The following is a 14,726-nucleotide window of genomic DNA, read 5'->3' as shown; positions in this document are numbered from 1 at the left end:
AATTTATAATTTATGAAGAAAATTTATATTATACTGATTATCATAGTGGCCGCGGCGATGATTTTCAGTGTCTCGTTTTTTAAAGCGCCGGCCAAAAATGATTCTCAAAATAAAAAAGTTGATAACATTAAAATAGACTCTTCTAATCAAACTAATAATTCTAAAATAAAAAATATGAACCACATTGTAACCATTAAAACAAATATGGGCGAAATTCGTTTCGCCACTTATGATGCCGATGCGCCAAGAGCGGTTAGTAATTTTCTTACTCTTGCCAAAAAAGGATTTTATGACAAAGTTATTTTTCATCGGGTTATAGACGGATTTATGATTCAAGGAGGGGATCCTGACGGAACAGGAATGGGCGGACCGGGATATCAATTTGCCGATGAGCTTGATCCTCAAACCGATTCCTATAAACAAGGTTATAAAAAAGGCGTGGTCGCCATGGCCAATGCCGGACCTGACACCAATGGCAGTCAATTTTTTATTATGGTTGCCGATTATCCTTTACCAAACCAATACACTATTTTCGGGAAAGTGATTTCCGGACAAGAAGTGGTTGACGCAATTGCCAAAGTGAAAAAAGATTCAAATGATCGTCCGCTTTCTCCTGTCATAATGGAAACAGTAACAATATCTGAATGAAATACTATGTTTACATCCTTGAATGCGCTGATAAATCCTTATATTCTGGTTCAACCAATAATCTTGAAAAACGCTTAAAACAGCATAATAATTCCAAGTGCGGCGCTCATTATACAAAATTGCGACGTCCGGTAATCTTAAAATATTCGGAAACTTACGAAAATTTGAAAGAGGCAAGAAAACGTGAAGCCGAAATAAAAAGTTGGGATAGAAATAAAAAAATAGCATTAATTAAAGATAATTAAATTTATTTTTTAAGGACGGAAAAATGATTGATTTTAAAAATAAGCGTTAAAAGGGGATAGAAGTGGGTTCTTTCCTCTTTTCTTTTTGTGATATTTTTGATATACTAAAAGTAGATTTATCATACTATAAAGTTAATTTATGAATATTGTTCCGAATAAACTTAAAATAGGGGATACGATCAGAATTGTCGCCCCATCATCATCGCTCGGTTTGATTTCACAGGGCGTTCGCGATATTGCCAATCAAAAATTTAAAGAGCTTGGTTTGAGTCTCAGTTTCAGCAAAAACGTTGAAGAAAAAGATGAATTTATTTCTTCGTCCATCAAATCGCGCGTTGAAGATTTGCACAAAGCCTTTGCCGATAAAAATGTAAAAGGAATTTTCACGGTAATCGGAGGATTCAATTGCAATCAACTTTTACCTTATCTTGATTGGAATTTGATTAAGAAAAATCCAAAAATTTTTATCGGTTTTTCCGACACTACCGCCCTGCAAAATGCTATTTTGACAAAAACCGGTCTTGTCACTTATTACGGTCCGGCCTATTCCACTTTTGGTCAAAAATTACACTTTGATTATACGTTGGATTGTTTTAAAAAATGTCTCATGGATAATCAATCAATTATCCTTAAACCATCGCCAAAATGGACAGATGACGCGTGGTATCTTGATCAAGACAAGCGCGTATTGATAGAAAATAGCGGTTATTGGAATATTTCCAATGGCGAAGCCGAAGGAACAATAATCGGCGGCAATTTATGCACTTTGAATTTATTGCAGGGAACATCTTATTTTCCTTTGAAAAAAAATGTTATTCTTTTTATTGAAGATGACAGCGAATCAGACTATGTTCATTTTGATCGTGATTTTGAATCACTCCTTCAAATGTTCGGGATAAAAAATATTCGCGGTATTATTTTTGGCCGTTTTCAGAATGAAAGCGATATGACTTTGGCTAAAATGCAACGGTTGATTAAAATTCGTCCTCAACTCTTCAAAATACCGATTGTTGCCAATGTTGATTTTGGCCACACCAGTCCGATTATTACTTTTCCTATTGGCGGAACAGCGAGCCTTGCAGTTAAAAATAAATTAATTAAAATCACTATTTTAAAACATTAAAAAAATAAAATTATGGAAAAAACAAACACCGCTTATAACACGCCAAAAGATGTTTTCTTGCATCTTTTTAACATCATTATTTTTTATTTAAGCATTGTGAATTTCATTCTGCTTATAACCGAATATATCAGCGTTATTTTCCCCGACGCTCTCAGTTTTTATTATAACGGCATAACAAGAGCGATTCAAAGTTCCACTTCAATATTGATAATATCCATTCCAGTCTTTATATTAACTTCTTGGATGCTGGGAAAAGACCTCAAAAACAACCCTGAAAAAAGAGAAATGAAATTGAGAAAATGGCTGCTTTATTTCACCCTTTTTATTTCCGCCTTAACTATTATTATAGATCTTATTGTTTTTATCAATAATTTTTTAAGCGGCGAATTAACCATTCAATTCTTTTTGAAAATTTTAACCGTGCTTTTGGTCGCGGTGGCCGTTTTCGGTTATTACATTTGGGATTTAAAAAGAAAAGATCCGGAAACTTCCAAGTTGCCAAAAATACTTGCTTGGGTTATTTCCGGCGTTGTTTTGATCAGTATTATTTGGGGATTTTTTATTCTTGGAACACCGGCTATCCAAAGAGACAGACGACTTGACGAGCAAAGAGTCAGCAATCTTCAGGAAATTCAAGAAAGAATTGTCAATTATTGGACGCAAAAAGAAAAATTACCGCAAAATCTTGGCGAGCTGGAAGACAGTATTTCCGGATTTATCGTTCCTCAAGATCCGGAAACCGTTGTTTCATACGAATATAATGTGACTGGTCCTCTTTCTTTTGAATTATGCGCCACATTTAACGCTTCAAGTAAAAATCCCAAATCAATTTCTCCTGCCAAATTAAGATCTTCTCCTGCATTAAATCAATTTGGTTCTCTTCAACAAAATTGGGATCACGAAACGGGAAAAACTTGTTTTACAAGAACAATTGACCCGGAATTGTATAAAGCTAAATTAAAATAAAATGAATCAAGCTCAAGCGTTTTCAATACTTAAGGCCGGGGCAAACGTGTATTTGACCGGCGAACCCGGATCAGGAAAAACATATTTGGTAAATAAATATGTGGCGTATTTGCGCGAAAATGGCATTGAACCGGCGATTACCGCATCCACTGGCATTGCCGCAACGCATATCGGCGGCATGACAATTCATTCCTGGTGCGGAATTGGAATTAAAACCAAATTGGACAGGCATGATTTGGATAAAATCGCTTCAACCAAATATATTGAAAAACGCATTAATCAAACCAAAGTTCTTATTATTGATGAAGTATCAATGCTTCCGCCCGAAACGATTACCATGATTGATTTGGTTTGCCGCGAAGTCAAGCAAAATTCCGAACCGTTCGGCGGCATAATAGTGATTTTTGTCGGCGATTTTTTCCAGCTCCCGCCGATTATTAAAATAAAAAATGAAAATAATTCCCAAACTTCTCTGCTTGGAAAATCATCCGCTCATTTCGCTTATGATTCTCCGTCATGGGAAAGAGCAAATTTAGCCGTTTGTTATCTTGATGAACAATTTCGCCAGGAAGACGATAATTTTCTTTCCATACTTTCTTCAATCAGGCGCAACTCATTTAAAAATAATCATTTATGCCATCTTGAAGCGCGAAAAATTGAATATCATCTGGCGCCGAACAATATACCCAAACTTTTTACGCACAATATTGAAGTAGATCGCATCAATAATGAAATGTTGGCTAATATTAAAGGCGAATCAAAAGTTTTTAATATGATTTCGCAGGGCCATGATATTTTTACCGCTTCTCTTAAAAAAGGCTGTCTTTCGCCGGAAACGCTTTATTTAAAAATCGGCGCAACGGTAATGTTTACAAAAAATAATCCCAACAAAGGATTTGTAAACGGCACGCTCGGCCTTATTGAAGAATTCAACCAAATCGGCAATCCGATCGTTAAAACGAGAAACGGAATGAAAATTAAGGTTGAACCAATGGATTGGACAATAGATGAAAATGGCAGCGTGCGCGGCCGAATTACGCAAATACCGCTTCGTCTTGCTTGGGCGATTACCGTGCACAAAAGCCAGGGAATGACTTTGGACGAAGCAGTTATGGATCTTTCTGATGTTTTTGAATTTGGACAAGGCTATGTCGCGCTTTCTCGGGTAAGAAAACTTTCCGGACTTTATTTGCTCGGTTGGAATGAACGCGCTTTTCAAGTGCATCCGGAAATTCTTGTTAAAGATGAATTATTCCGGTCATTATCAGAACAGATTGAAAAAGAATTTGCCAAAATTCCACCCGCTGAACTTGAAAAAATATATCAAAATTTCATCACTGTTTGCGGAGGAGAGCCAAAATCCGGCAAAAAGAAAAATTTATACACATACGGTAAAAATAAAAAAAATGGCAATACGCGCGATAAAACTCTCGTCTTATGGAATCAAGGACAAACTATTTCGCAAATTGCCAAAACGCGCGGAGTAAAGGAAGAAACAATTCTGAGCCATATTGAAAAACTTGTTTTAAGTGATAAGATTAATACAGCAGATCTGTCTCGTCTTGTCACGCCTTCTCTTTCTTGCGCTCTTGCTGAAATTTATGCCGCATTTTACGAACTTGATACCAATTCACTTCTGCCTGTTTTTAAAAAATTCAATGGGGCATATTCATATACAGAATTAAGAATAGCCAGAATGATGTTAAAAGAATAATAAAAATACATTTTTTATATTTTAAACAATTTAACAAAAAAAATATGGAAAAATATTTAGTGCCAATTATCAGTACAATCAGCATAATGATTAATTTTATGTTTTATATGAAAGTTCCCTGGTATGTTATATTAACAGTATTGTCATCTATAATAATTTTAACAATAATATTATTTTCTCTGAAAAAATGGGGAATTAAATAATATGAATACTTTTAAAAAACAATACACACAAGCTTGGATTATTGATGTCAGTATGGGTTACGGACATCAAAGAACGGCCAATCCCTTGAAACATCTTGCGCCTGATGGACAAGTGATCAGCGCCAATAATTATCCGGGAATTCCCAATTCCGATAAAAATGTTTGGGAGGCAAGCAGAAAATTTTATGAATTTATTTCCGGTTTTAAAAGAGTCCCTTTAATAGGCGATTTATGTTTTTTTATTTTTGACCAATTTCAAAAAATCGCCGATTTTTATCCCAGAAGAAATCTTTCACAGCCGAATTTATTTCTCAAACAAACTCTCGGTACGATTAAAAAGGGATGGGGAAAACATTTAATTGAAAAATTAAAACAAAATCCGATTCCCATTATTACCACTTTTTTTGTTCCGGCTTACATGGCGGAATTTTATGATTATCCGGGAGACATTTATTGCGTGGTTTGTGACGCCGATATCGCCAGAGCTTGGGCTCCTTTCAATCCTCGAAGAAGCAAAATTAAATATTTCGCGCCTACCAGCCGGGTAGCCAGCCGATTGCAGCTTTACGGAGTCAGAAAAGAAAATATATTTTTAACCGGTTATCCTTTGCCGAATGAAAATATCGGTTCGGAAAAAATGGAAATTTTAAAATCAGACCTTTGTCAAAGAATTGATAATCTTGATCCAAAAGGCCTTTATCACCAACGTTATGAAACATTAATCAGTCAATATTTGGATAATTGTCCGGAAAAATCAGAACATCCTTTAACTCTGATGTTCGCTGTCGGCGGTGCCGGCGCTCAGAAAGAAATAGCCATTAACGTGGTTAAAAGTTTAAAAGAAAAAATCAACAGAGAAGAAATTAAAATTATTTTGGTCGCGGGCATTAAAAATTGGGTTAAAAATTTCTTTATCGGAGAATTAAAAAATTTAGATTTTGAAAATGATCCCGCTAGGAGCGGGATCGAAATTATTTACGCAAAAAACATGAAAGAATACTTTGAAAAATTTAATGCCGCCTTGAGAGTAACGGATATTTTATGGACTAAGCCAAGTGAATTGTCCTTTTATTCCGGACTTGGTTTGCCGATTATCATTGCCCCTTCGGTCGGTTCGCAAGAAAATTTTAATCGCGATTGGCTTATTCAACATCACGCCGCTATTATTCAAAATGACCCAAAATACACCAATGAATGGCTTTTTGACTTTTTAAAAACAGGTTCTTTGGCGGACGCGGCTATGCACGGTTTTGTTGAAGCCAGAAATCTTGGAGTTTTTAATATAGAAAAAGTGCTTAACGGAGAAGAAATGAAATAGTTTTGTCTGAATTTTGGAGTCTGTAAGACGAACAAAATTTAGCAACAAAACTTTCACCCGCCCAGATTTTTCAAAGAAAAACTTGGGCGGGTACTCAAATTTTTAGTAAAATTTTTCGCGTTATAAATAACTTAAAAATTTTAAAAAATTTGGTATGTGGTTAATTATCGTTTTGATCGCTCAATTTCTTAATGCCATAGTTTTTTTATTTGACAAATATCTGCTGGGCAGCGGTCGAATAGACAAACCGGCATTATACGCTTTTTATGTCGGCATGTTGGGTGTAATCGGCGTGGTTCTAATTCCGTTTGGCGGATTAAGTTTTCCGGGGATGAATGGACTGCTGATTGATTTTTTAACCGGTGGTATTTATATTTTGGCCTGTTGGGTTTTTTATCAGGCATTAAAAGTGAATGAAGCATCAAGAGTAGTGCCGGTAGTCGGCAGTTTCAGCGCTGTTTTTGTTTTAATTTTAAGCACGATATTTTTGGGCGAAACTTTAACCCCGAAATTTACATCCGCATTTCTATTATTATTGGCAGGCAGTATTTTGATCAGTCTTCGTTTGACCAAGAAACGAGAAAAATTTGATTGTAAATTTTTACTTGCTATTTTGGCAAGTTTAATTTTTTCAATATTTTATATTTTGACAAAATATATTTATCTCCATCAGCCGTTTATCAGCGGATTTATTTGGTCTCGATTTGGCGGAGTGATTTTTGCTTTATTCTTATTATTTATTCCTTCAGTCGCCAAGTCTGTCTTTAAAAAATCAAAAGAAAAAAATCCTGCCAAGAGCGGGAAATTGACATCAATACTTTTTCTTTCAAATCAATTGATGGGCGGAACAAATTTTATTCTTATTAATTGGGCTATTTCCATGGCCAGTGTCGCGTTGGTGAATGCCATGCAAGGCGTTCAATACGCGTTTATATTTTTAATCAGCTTATTTTTGGTCAGATATCCGCGCATTCTAGTTGAAGAAGTCAATAAATCGGTGATTATTCAAAAAATTATCGCCATTTTATTGATCGGAGCGGGTATTTTCCTGATTAATTTCTAAAATGTCATCCATTAAAAGAAAAATATTATTTATTATTTTGATAATCGCTGTTTTAGTAATAGCTGTTTTTTTAGCAATCAAAATTTGCGATAAGAGAATCAGCCAAATGCCTGAAGGTAAATTCGGCGTAACTTTTTCCATAGGCAGGGCGGAATATTTAGGACTTGATTGGCACAATACTTATTCATCTATTCTTGATGAGTTACAAGTAAAATATTTACGACTGGGCGCTTATTGGCCTGATATAATGCCGAAAAAAGATGTTTATAATTTTTCCGACCTTGATTGGATGGTTGATGAAGCCGGAAATCATCAGGCAAAAATTATTTTAGCCATTGGCTGGCGTTTACCGGGTTGGCCAGAATGCCATACTCCAAATTGGGCGACTGATTTAAGCGAGCAAGAACGACAAGAACAAATTTCAAATTTAATCAAAGAGACAGTTAATCGCTATAAATCAGATCCTCAAATTTCGGCTTGGCAAGTTGAAAATGAACCCTTTTTAAGGACTTTTGGCATTTGCCCGCCGATTGATCGCGATTTTTTCAGACAAGAATTGGCTTTGGTAAAATCTCTTGATAATCGACCGATTATTGTTACCGAGAGCGGAGAACTTTCCACTTGGCTGGGCGGAGGACATTATGGAGATGCTTTAGGCATTACGATGTATCGGGTGGTTTGGAATAAATACGTAAAATATTTTTATTATCCTTTTCCCGAAGCTTCTTATTATTTGAAAGGCGAGATAGTAAAACTTTTAACCGGCGTAAAAAAAATCATTGTCGCGGAATTGCAAGCCGAACCATGGACTCCCAGCGGATCGCTTCTGACAATGTCTCTTGACGAACAACTTAAAATCGTCAACTTGGATTATATGAAAAATGTGGTAATTTATGCCCGCCGTACCGGTTTCAGTGAATATTATCTTTGGGGAGTGGAGTGGTGGTACTGGTTGAAAAATCAAGGCCATCCGGAAATTTTTAATTTTGTTCAAGAATTATTCAAATCACAATTATAACAACCTTGACCCCGCACCTTTCGGCGATATGCTCCGCATTTGAAAAATACCATCGCCGAAAGGTGCGAGGTTGACAAAAATCAAAAATTTGCTATTATTAAAACATATAGAAGTTGTTTAACAAAAAAATAAAAAGGGGGAAAGAAATGACAGTCAAAGAAAGATGGAGGCGAAACACAATAATGACTTATGCAATCATTATTGCAGGGATAATTTGTATATTTTTTATTGCCGGAATTTTTTCCGGATGCTCAAATTCCAATGAAAACAAAACCTTCAATACGGCGCAAGAAATTGCGGTTGTTAATCCGTATACTATAGAAAAAATAGATGAAAATATAATTATTCTGCGCTTGACATCTGAATGGGACGTGAGTATTGAAAATTGGAAAAAGGGCATTAAAGAAGTCGCCACGAAGTATCAAATACTTAGTATGGCACCCATAGCAACAGAAGCAGGATATGTTGAAAGTACATATAGTCCAACAATCGCTATTATAATGGTTGTTAAGCCGAAAAACGAAAAAAATGAATTTTAAAAAACTAAAAAGGGAGAATTTATATTTTCTCCCTTTTTTCTTTTTGTTTAATTGCTTTATAATGAATTATTTGCTATAATCATATCATTAATTATAATTTAATTTTAATATGTCTTTAAGAGTCGGAATAGTCGGACTGCCAAATGTCGGCAAATCAACTTTATTTCAGGCGATTACCAGAAAACAAGTGGATCATTCCAACTATCCTTTCTGCACCATTGATCCAAATATCGGCGTCGTGGCCGTGCCTGATGAAAGAGTGGATAAATTAGCCGAATTAACCAAATCAGCTAAAAAAATTTACACTACCGTAGAGTTTGTTGATATTGCCGGATTGGTTAAGGGAGCGTCAAAGGGTGAAGGTTTGGGAAATAAATTTTTAACCAATATCAGAGAAGTTGATTCAATAGTTTATGTTTTGCGCGGATTTAAAAATGAAAAAATTATCAATACCCAGCAAAATATTGACATTGTCAGAGATAAAGAAGTTCTGGACACGGAATTGGCTCTTAAGGATTTGGAAACTATGGAGAAAAGAAAACAAGCTTTGAATAGAGATGTTAGGGCCGGAAAAAAAGAAGCGATCAAAGAAATGGACGTTGTAAAAAAAGCGTATGATTTGTTGGAAAAAGGGGAGATATTGAGTGAAAAAATTTGGGAAGAAGAAGAGAAAAAAATATTGCAAAATTATCAATTGTTAACCATGAAGCCTCGATTATTTTTATTGAACGGCACAGAAACGGAAATTGATTCGGCAACAATGGAAATCTTCAAAAAAAATAATTGGTCATATTTGATTATTGATATTTTAACCGAGTTTGATGCTGCGGATTTAAAACCGGAAGAAAGAAAAGATTTTGACCTGCCTACGGATTTAAAAATAAACGATTTAGTTAAAGAATCTTATAAACTGCTTGATCTAATCACTTTTTTAACCACCGGGCCTGACGAAACTCGCGCCTGGACGTTAAAAAAAGGAGGAACAGCGCCGCAGGCCGGCGGAGTCATTCATAGCGATTTTGAGACGCATTTTATCAAAGCAGATGTCATTAATTGGCTTGATTTATTGAATGTGGGCGGATTTGGCGAAGCGCTCAAAAAGGGACTAATTCGCACTGAGGGTAAGGATTATATTATTCAAGACGGAGACGTAATTGAAATTAAAAGTAATGCTTAAATTTTATGATTAGGCAGGGACTCAATGAAAATCAAGTTTTAGAATCGCGACAAAAATTCGGTGAAAATATTTTGCCAACCAAGGAAAATAATTCTTGGTTTATTATTTTATTGTCGCAATTCAAAAGCCCTTTGATTTATATTTTGGTTGCCACGGCAATCATTTCTTTAATTTTAAAAGAATATATTAACGCCGGATTAATGGCTTTGGTGGTAACTTTTAATTTGTTAATGGGATTCTTTCAGGAATATAACGCTCAAAAAACTTTAATCGCTTTAAAAAATCTTTTAAAACCAGAGACAATTGTCATCAGAGACGGTATTAATAAAAAAATAGAAGCAAAAGATATCGTTGTCGGCGATTTGGTTGTCTTGGGACCCGGAGATAAAATTCCGGCCGATGGCGAATTAATTGAAGACGTTAATTTTTTGGTCAAAGAGGCGATTTTAACAGGCGAAGAAGAGGCAATTTTAAAATCCAGCATTGATAAAAATAATCTGGTTTTTATGGGTACGGTTGTTATTTATGGCAGAGGAATTATGAAAGTAACTAAAATCGGCACTCAGACAGAAATCGGTAAGATTGGCCAAAGCTTGGCTGAAATTAAAGAAGAAAAAACACCATTGCAAATTAAATTGGAAAAATTCGCCACAAAATTGGTTTATTTAATAATTGTTATTTGTTCTATTATTTTTTTAGTCGGCATTTTGCGCCATCAAAACATATTGCAAATGTTAAAAATGTCGATAATTTTGGCTGTTGCAGCCATTCCAGAGGGATTGCCGGTAGCAATTATGGTCATCTTGTCCCTCGGAATGAAAAAAGTTTTAAAACGGAAAGGATTGGTTAAAAAATTATTAGCCATGGAAACACTCGGCGTAACTTCTGTGATTTGCACTGACAAAACAGGCACTTTGACTGAAGGAGTCATGAAAGTTGTCAAAACCGATTTCATGGATCAGGAAAAAGCTCTTTTGGGGTTAACCCTGGCCAACAATCAAAGATCTAATTTGGAAACGGCGATTTGGGATTATATCAGAAAAAAACACTTTAATCCTCAAGATATTTTTAATTCCATGGCCAGAACTTTTGAAGAACCGTTTGATAATGAAAAAAAATACATGTTAAGCATTAATCAAATAGATGGTAATGAAGCCGCTTCTATTATCGGCGCGCCGGAAATTATTTTACAGATGTGCGACATTGAGGCTGATAAAAAACAAGATATTTTGGAAAAAATAAGCTGCTGGGCGGAAGAAGGATTAAAAGTTTTAGGAGTTATTTCTAAAAATCAAGGAGATTTGAAAGATAAAAATAATTTTACTTGGCTGGGTCTGATAGGAATTCAAGATCCGATCAGAAAAGGAGTTAAAGAAGCAATTAGAGTGGCCATGGAAGCCGGAATTAAAGTCAAAATAGTAACCGGTGATTATCGTAAGACAGCGGAAAAAATCGCTCGCAGTTTAGGATTTAATATTACTGAAAAAAACATCATGGAAGGAAGTACTCTGGAAATTATCAGCGAAGACGAATTAAAAGAAAAAATCGACGATATTATCATATTTAGTCGGGTAACACCCCGTCAAAAACTGAAAATAGTTAAAGTTTTACAGGAAAAAGGAGAAGTGGTGGCAATGACCGGCGACGGAATCAATGACGCCACGGCTCTTAAAAAAGCTGATATCGGCATAGCCGTGAATAATGCGACTGACGTTGCCAAAGAAGCGGCTGATTTAATTTTATTAAATAATAATTTTAAAACCATTATTGCCGCCTGCAAAGAAGGCAGATTAATTTTTTCCAACATTAAAAAAGTAGTAGCTTATGTTCTTTCAAATTCTTTTGCCGAAATAGTTTTAATTTTCGGCGCTATTTTGATGGGATTACCAACCCCTTTGACCATTATTCAAATTTTATGGGCTCATTTGATATGCGACGGGCCGCCTGACATAGTTTTAGGATTTGAAACAAGAAATAAAGCCCTGCACGAAGAAGATCCTAAAATCTTAAGAAGGGAAGAAATTTTGGACAAGCCGATTATCGCCCTGATCATTTTAATCAGTTTAACTGTCGGACTTTCCTCACTTTTTATATTTACGTATTTCTTAAAACAAACCGGCCAGATAAATTTAGCCAGAACCATAACTTTTGCCACCGTAGCAACAGTGGATTTGATTTATATTTTTGCTTTTAAAGATTTAAAAAATTCATTATTCAAAACCAAAAATTTATTTGATAATAAACGCTTAATATGGGCGGTAATTTACGGATTATTATTAGTAGTTGCGGCTATTTATATCCCCGTCTTGAATAAAGTTCTGGAAACAATGCCTTTAAAACCATTTTATTGGTTTATTGTTATCGGCGTGGCCCTAATTACTGTTTTCTGGGTAGAACTGATAAAATATATCAAAAATGGACGTAATTCCAATAATCAAATGCCTGTGGAAAACAATAACTAACAATTATCCAGGGATAAGATATAATTAATTCAGTTATCTAAATTAATTTAAAAAATAATAAATATATGAAAGCATTTAAAATTTATATTCGCGGATTCGGTGTTAAGCAACAATTAATTTGGGTAGGGGCGATTTTATTAATTGCAGGTATTGTTCTGGCGGTTATTGGTTTTAACGGAGTGTACTCTTTAAAACAAGCCATTATCAACATGGATCCATATCTGGAGGCTCAACAAAATATCAATCAAGTTTTCATCGGATGCGGAATAACCGGAATACTTTTGGGAATTATAATGATGCTGGCCGGTGGATTTTCAGCGGATAATATTGAACCGAAAAAATAAATTTTTTATATAATAAAAATACCTTTGATAAAATGTATCAAAGGTATTTTTATTTTTGATGATATTTTACACTAATCACAAAAAGAAGTATAATAATATTATAAATTATTCTAAAAAAATATTGATATGTTAATCAAGGTAAAAGTTTTTCCTAGTTCAAAAAAGGAAAACATTCTTCAAAAAAATAAAGACAGTTTTGAAATTAAAACCAAAGAAAAGCCTGAGCAAGGACGAGCCACTAAGCGCGTAATAACAATGCTGTCCATGCATTTTAATTTACCCGAATCTAAAATCAGATTAATCAGAGGGGCCAAAACAAGAAATAAAATTTTTGATATTATCGACGTAATATGACCGAAAAAATAATTAAAATTGCCTGGTTTGGCAAGCATGTTGGCGAAGAGCCGCCGTTGGTCGGAAATAAAAATCAAGGAGCCGGCGGAATTTTTTTTAGCGGTTGCAACCTACGTTGCGTTTTTTGTCAAAATTTTCAAATTTCTCAGCAAAGATTGATTGAAAAAAAATATTCTATTGAAGAACTGGCTGATATTATGTTAAGTCTGCAGAAACAAAAAGCAGTCAATATTGATCTGGTAACACCAACTATTTGGCTGCCATACATAAAAAAAGCAATCATCGCGGCTAAAAAGAGGGGACTAATCATACCAATTGTATGGAATTCCAACGCCTATGAAAAAGTGGAGACGCTTAAACAAATGGAAAAATTGGTGGATATTTATTTGCCTGATTTTAAATATGGAGATGATGAAATAGCTCTTAAATATTCGGGAATTAAAAATTACACAACCACCGCCACAAACGCCATTAAAGAAATGTTAAGACAGGTCGGTCATTTAAAAACAAAAAATAACATTGCCTATAAAGGAATTATTTTACGACACTTAGTTTTACCAAATAATACCAAAAACAGTTTGCAAGTTCTAGAACAAACAGCCTTAATCGATAAAAACATTCATTTAAGCCTTATGAATCAATATTATCCACTATATAAAGCTGCTGACTTCAAAGAAATCAACCAATGCGTTGATAATGAAGAATTTAATAAGGTCTGCAAATATGCTTTAAATCTGGGCTTTAAGAATGGTTGGGTCCAAGAGAAGGATAGTTCTAGGGTTTTAATCCCTAATTTTGCCCTTAAAAAGCCTTTTTAGGCTCACCGAAACCCCTTGTTTTATCTTTAAAACATGCTATAATTAAGTCATGTTTAAAGAAGGGCTTGAACAAACGCAAGAAGAAAAAAATCTAGAAAAACTTTTATATCAGAGAATAGATCAATTTAATATTGATCCTAATCAACAAAACTCTTTAAAAGAATATTTAAATTGGATTAAAAGAAAAGATACTGCCACATACAATCATTCATTAAGAGTTGGTTTAACCGGCGCCCTGGTGGCCGAATCATTAAAAATAGACCCTAAACCATTTTTCTACGCCGGCTTATTACATGACTTGGGTAAAGTGGCAATAGACGAAGAAATTTTACAAAAAACCGAGAAATTCACCGAGCAGGATATGGAAACGATGAAATCTCATCCTCTTTACGGTTATTTCTTGTTAAAAGATGATTTTCCTTTTTCGGCGGAAATTTTATTGCGTCATCATTATTTTGGCGAAAAAAAATATCCTCAAAATTTACCCGAATTAAATTTTACCGCCAGTCCAGAAACAATAAAAATAATTGAAAAATACGCCAAAATCTTGTCGATTATCGATTTCTATGATGCGGCCTCGACCAGAACAGATAGAAATTCGGACATAACTAAAAAATTAAAACCCGCTGAAATTCATCAACTTTTAATAAAGACTTATTCGGATGAAGATGAAAAAGAGATAATTAATCATCTGTATCAACAAGGGGTTTTTGACGAATAAGGCCCTTTCTAAT

The 14,726-nt window shown here is 34.7% G+C and carries 15 protein-coding genes; all 15 read left to right on the top strand.

The features are described 5' to 3' along the window. Positions 1-12: 12 nt before the first annotated feature. Entirely contained in the window at positions 13-648 is a 636-nt protein-coding gene (locus tag PHF10_02970) for a peptidylprolyl isomerase (protein MDD5534692.1), read from the top strand. Beyond that, entirely contained in the window at positions 645-893 is a 249-nt protein-coding gene (locus tag PHF10_02965; GenBank protein ID MDD5534691.1) for a GIY-YIG nuclease family protein, read from the top strand. Before PHF10_02970 ends, PHF10_02965 begins: the two co-directional genes overlap by 4 nt. A 145-nt stretch (positions 894-1,038) precedes the next feature. Then, the gene (locus tag PHF10_02960; GenBank protein MDD5534690.1) at positions 1,039-2,016 is read left to right on the top strand and encodes an LD-carboxypeptidase; all 978 of its coding nucleotides are present in this window, start codon (positions 1,039-1,041) and stop codon (positions 2,014-2,016) included. A gap of 12 nt (positions 2,017-2,028) precedes the next feature. After that, entirely contained in the window at positions 2,029-2,982 is a 954-nt protein-coding gene (locus PHF10_02955; protein MDD5534689.1) for a DUF5671 domain-containing protein, read from the top strand. A gap of 1 nt (position 2,983) precedes the next feature. Next, entirely contained in the window at positions 2,984-4,696 is a 1,713-nt protein-coding gene (locus tag PHF10_02950) for a helix-turn-helix domain-containing protein (GenBank protein ID MDD5534688.1), read from the top strand. A 204-nt stretch (positions 4,697-4,900) separates the two neighbouring features. Further along, complete coding sequence (locus PHF10_02945) at positions 4,901-6,217, top strand: hypothetical protein (protein MDD5534687.1); 1,317 nt, start codon at positions 4,901-4,903, stop codon at positions 6,215-6,217. Positions 6,218-6,371: 154 nt separating this feature from the next. Continuing rightward, entirely contained in the window at positions 6,372-7,280 is a 909-nt protein-coding gene (locus tag PHF10_02940; GenBank protein ID MDD5534686.1) for an EamA family transporter, read from the top strand. A 1-nt stretch (position 7,281) separates the two neighbouring features. After that, the gene (locus tag PHF10_02935) at positions 7,282-8,298 is read left to right on the top strand and encodes a hypothetical protein (GenBank protein ID MDD5534685.1); all 1,017 of its coding nucleotides are present in this window, start codon (positions 7,282-7,284) and stop codon (positions 8,296-8,298) included. 146 nt (positions 8,299-8,444) lie between these two features. Continuing rightward, a complete protein-coding gene (locus PHF10_02930) occupies positions 8,445-8,837 on the top strand; it encodes a hypothetical protein (protein MDD5534684.1) in 393 nt (130 codons plus the stop codon). Between the two features lie 109 nt (positions 8,838-8,946). Beyond that, on the top strand, positions 8,947-10,014 hold the full coding sequence (gene ychF / locus PHF10_02925; GenBank protein ID MDD5534683.1) for a redox-regulated ATPase YchF: 1,068 nt from the start codon (positions 8,947-8,949) through the stop codon (positions 10,012-10,014). A gap of 5 nt (positions 10,015-10,019) precedes the next feature. Then, positions 10,020-12,476: an HAD-IC family P-type ATPase gene (locus PHF10_02920; protein ID MDD5534682.1), complete on the top strand. Its 2,457-nt coding sequence runs from the start codon at positions 10,020-10,022 to the stop codon at positions 12,474-12,476. A gap of 65 nt (positions 12,477-12,541) precedes the next feature. Beyond that, positions 12,542-12,820: a hypothetical protein gene (locus PHF10_02915; protein ID MDD5534681.1), complete on the top strand. Its 279-nt coding sequence runs from the start codon at positions 12,542-12,544 to the stop codon at positions 12,818-12,820. 126 nt (positions 12,821-12,946) lie between these two features. After that, positions 12,947-13,174, top strand: a complete 228-nt coding sequence (locus tag PHF10_02910; protein ID MDD5534680.1) for a DUF167 domain-containing protein — start codon at positions 12,947-12,949, stop codon at positions 13,172-13,174. Then, positions 13,171-13,992: a radical SAM protein gene (locus tag PHF10_02905; protein ID MDD5534679.1), complete on the top strand. Its 822-nt coding sequence runs from the start codon at positions 13,171-13,173 to the stop codon at positions 13,990-13,992. The genes PHF10_02910 and PHF10_02905 overlap by 4 nt, the downstream gene beginning before the upstream one ends. 49 nt (positions 13,993-14,041) lie before the next feature. Next, positions 14,042-14,713, top strand: coding sequence for an HD domain-containing protein (locus PHF10_02900; GenBank protein ID MDD5534678.1), 672 nt, complete (start codon positions 14,042-14,044; stop codon positions 14,711-14,713). The last annotated feature ends 13 nt before the right edge of the window (positions 14,714-14,726 follow it).

The organism is Patescibacteria group bacterium, assembly GCA_028716665.1.
Lineage (GTDB): Bacteria > Patescibacteriota > Patescibacteriia > UBA2591 > JAQUPP01 > JAQUPP01.
The sequence above is the reverse complement of the archived record's forward strand: the minus strand, read 5'-3'. Positions and strand labels throughout refer to the sequence as shown.

Excerpts from the sequence above, each read along its gene's own strand:
- PHF10_02970 (MDD5534692.1), top strand. The coding sequence starts at position 13 with ATGAAGAAAATTTATATTATACTGATTATCATAGTGGCCGCGGCGATG.
- PHF10_02965 (MDD5534691.1), top strand. The coding sequence starts at position 645 with ATGAAATACTATGTTTACATCCTTGAATGCGCTGATAAATCCTTATAT.
- PHF10_02955 (MDD5534689.1), top strand. The coding sequence starts at position 2,029 with ATGGAAAAAACAAACACCGCTTATAACACGCCAAAAGATGTTTTCTTG.
- PHF10_02950 (MDD5534688.1), top strand. The coding sequence starts at position 2,984 with ATGAATCAAGCTCAAGCGTTTTCAATACTTAAGGCCGGGGCAAACGTG.
- PHF10_02945 (MDD5534687.1), top strand. The coding sequence starts at position 4,901 with ATGAATACTTTTAAAAAACAATACACACAAGCTTGGATTATTGATGTC.
- PHF10_02940 (MDD5534686.1), top strand. The coding sequence starts at position 6,372 with ATGTGGTTAATTATCGTTTTGATCGCTCAATTTCTTAATGCCATAGTT.
- PHF10_02935 (MDD5534685.1), top strand. The coding sequence starts at position 7,282 with ATGTCATCCATTAAAAGAAAAATATTATTTATTATTTTGATAATCGCT.
- PHF10_02930 (MDD5534684.1), top strand. The coding sequence starts at position 8,445 with ATGACAGTCAAAGAAAGATGGAGGCGAAACACAATAATGACTTATGCA.
- ychF (MDD5534683.1), top strand. The coding sequence starts at position 8,947 with ATGTCTTTAAGAGTCGGAATAGTCGGACTGCCAAATGTCGGCAAATCA.
- PHF10_02920 (MDD5534682.1), top strand. The coding sequence starts at position 10,020 with ATGATTAGGCAGGGACTCAATGAAAATCAAGTTTTAGAATCGCGACAA.
- PHF10_02915 (MDD5534681.1), top strand. The coding sequence starts at position 12,542 with ATGAAAGCATTTAAAATTTATATTCGCGGATTCGGTGTTAAGCAACAA.
- PHF10_02910 (MDD5534680.1), top strand. The coding sequence starts at position 12,947 with ATGTTAATCAAGGTAAAAGTTTTTCCTAGTTCAAAAAAGGAAAACATT.
- PHF10_02905 (MDD5534679.1), top strand. The coding sequence starts at position 13,171 with ATGACCGAAAAAATAATTAAAATTGCCTGGTTTGGCAAGCATGTTGGC.
- PHF10_02900 (MDD5534678.1), top strand. The coding sequence starts at position 14,042 with ATGTTTAAAGAAGGGCTTGAACAAACGCAAGAAGAAAAAAATCTAGAA.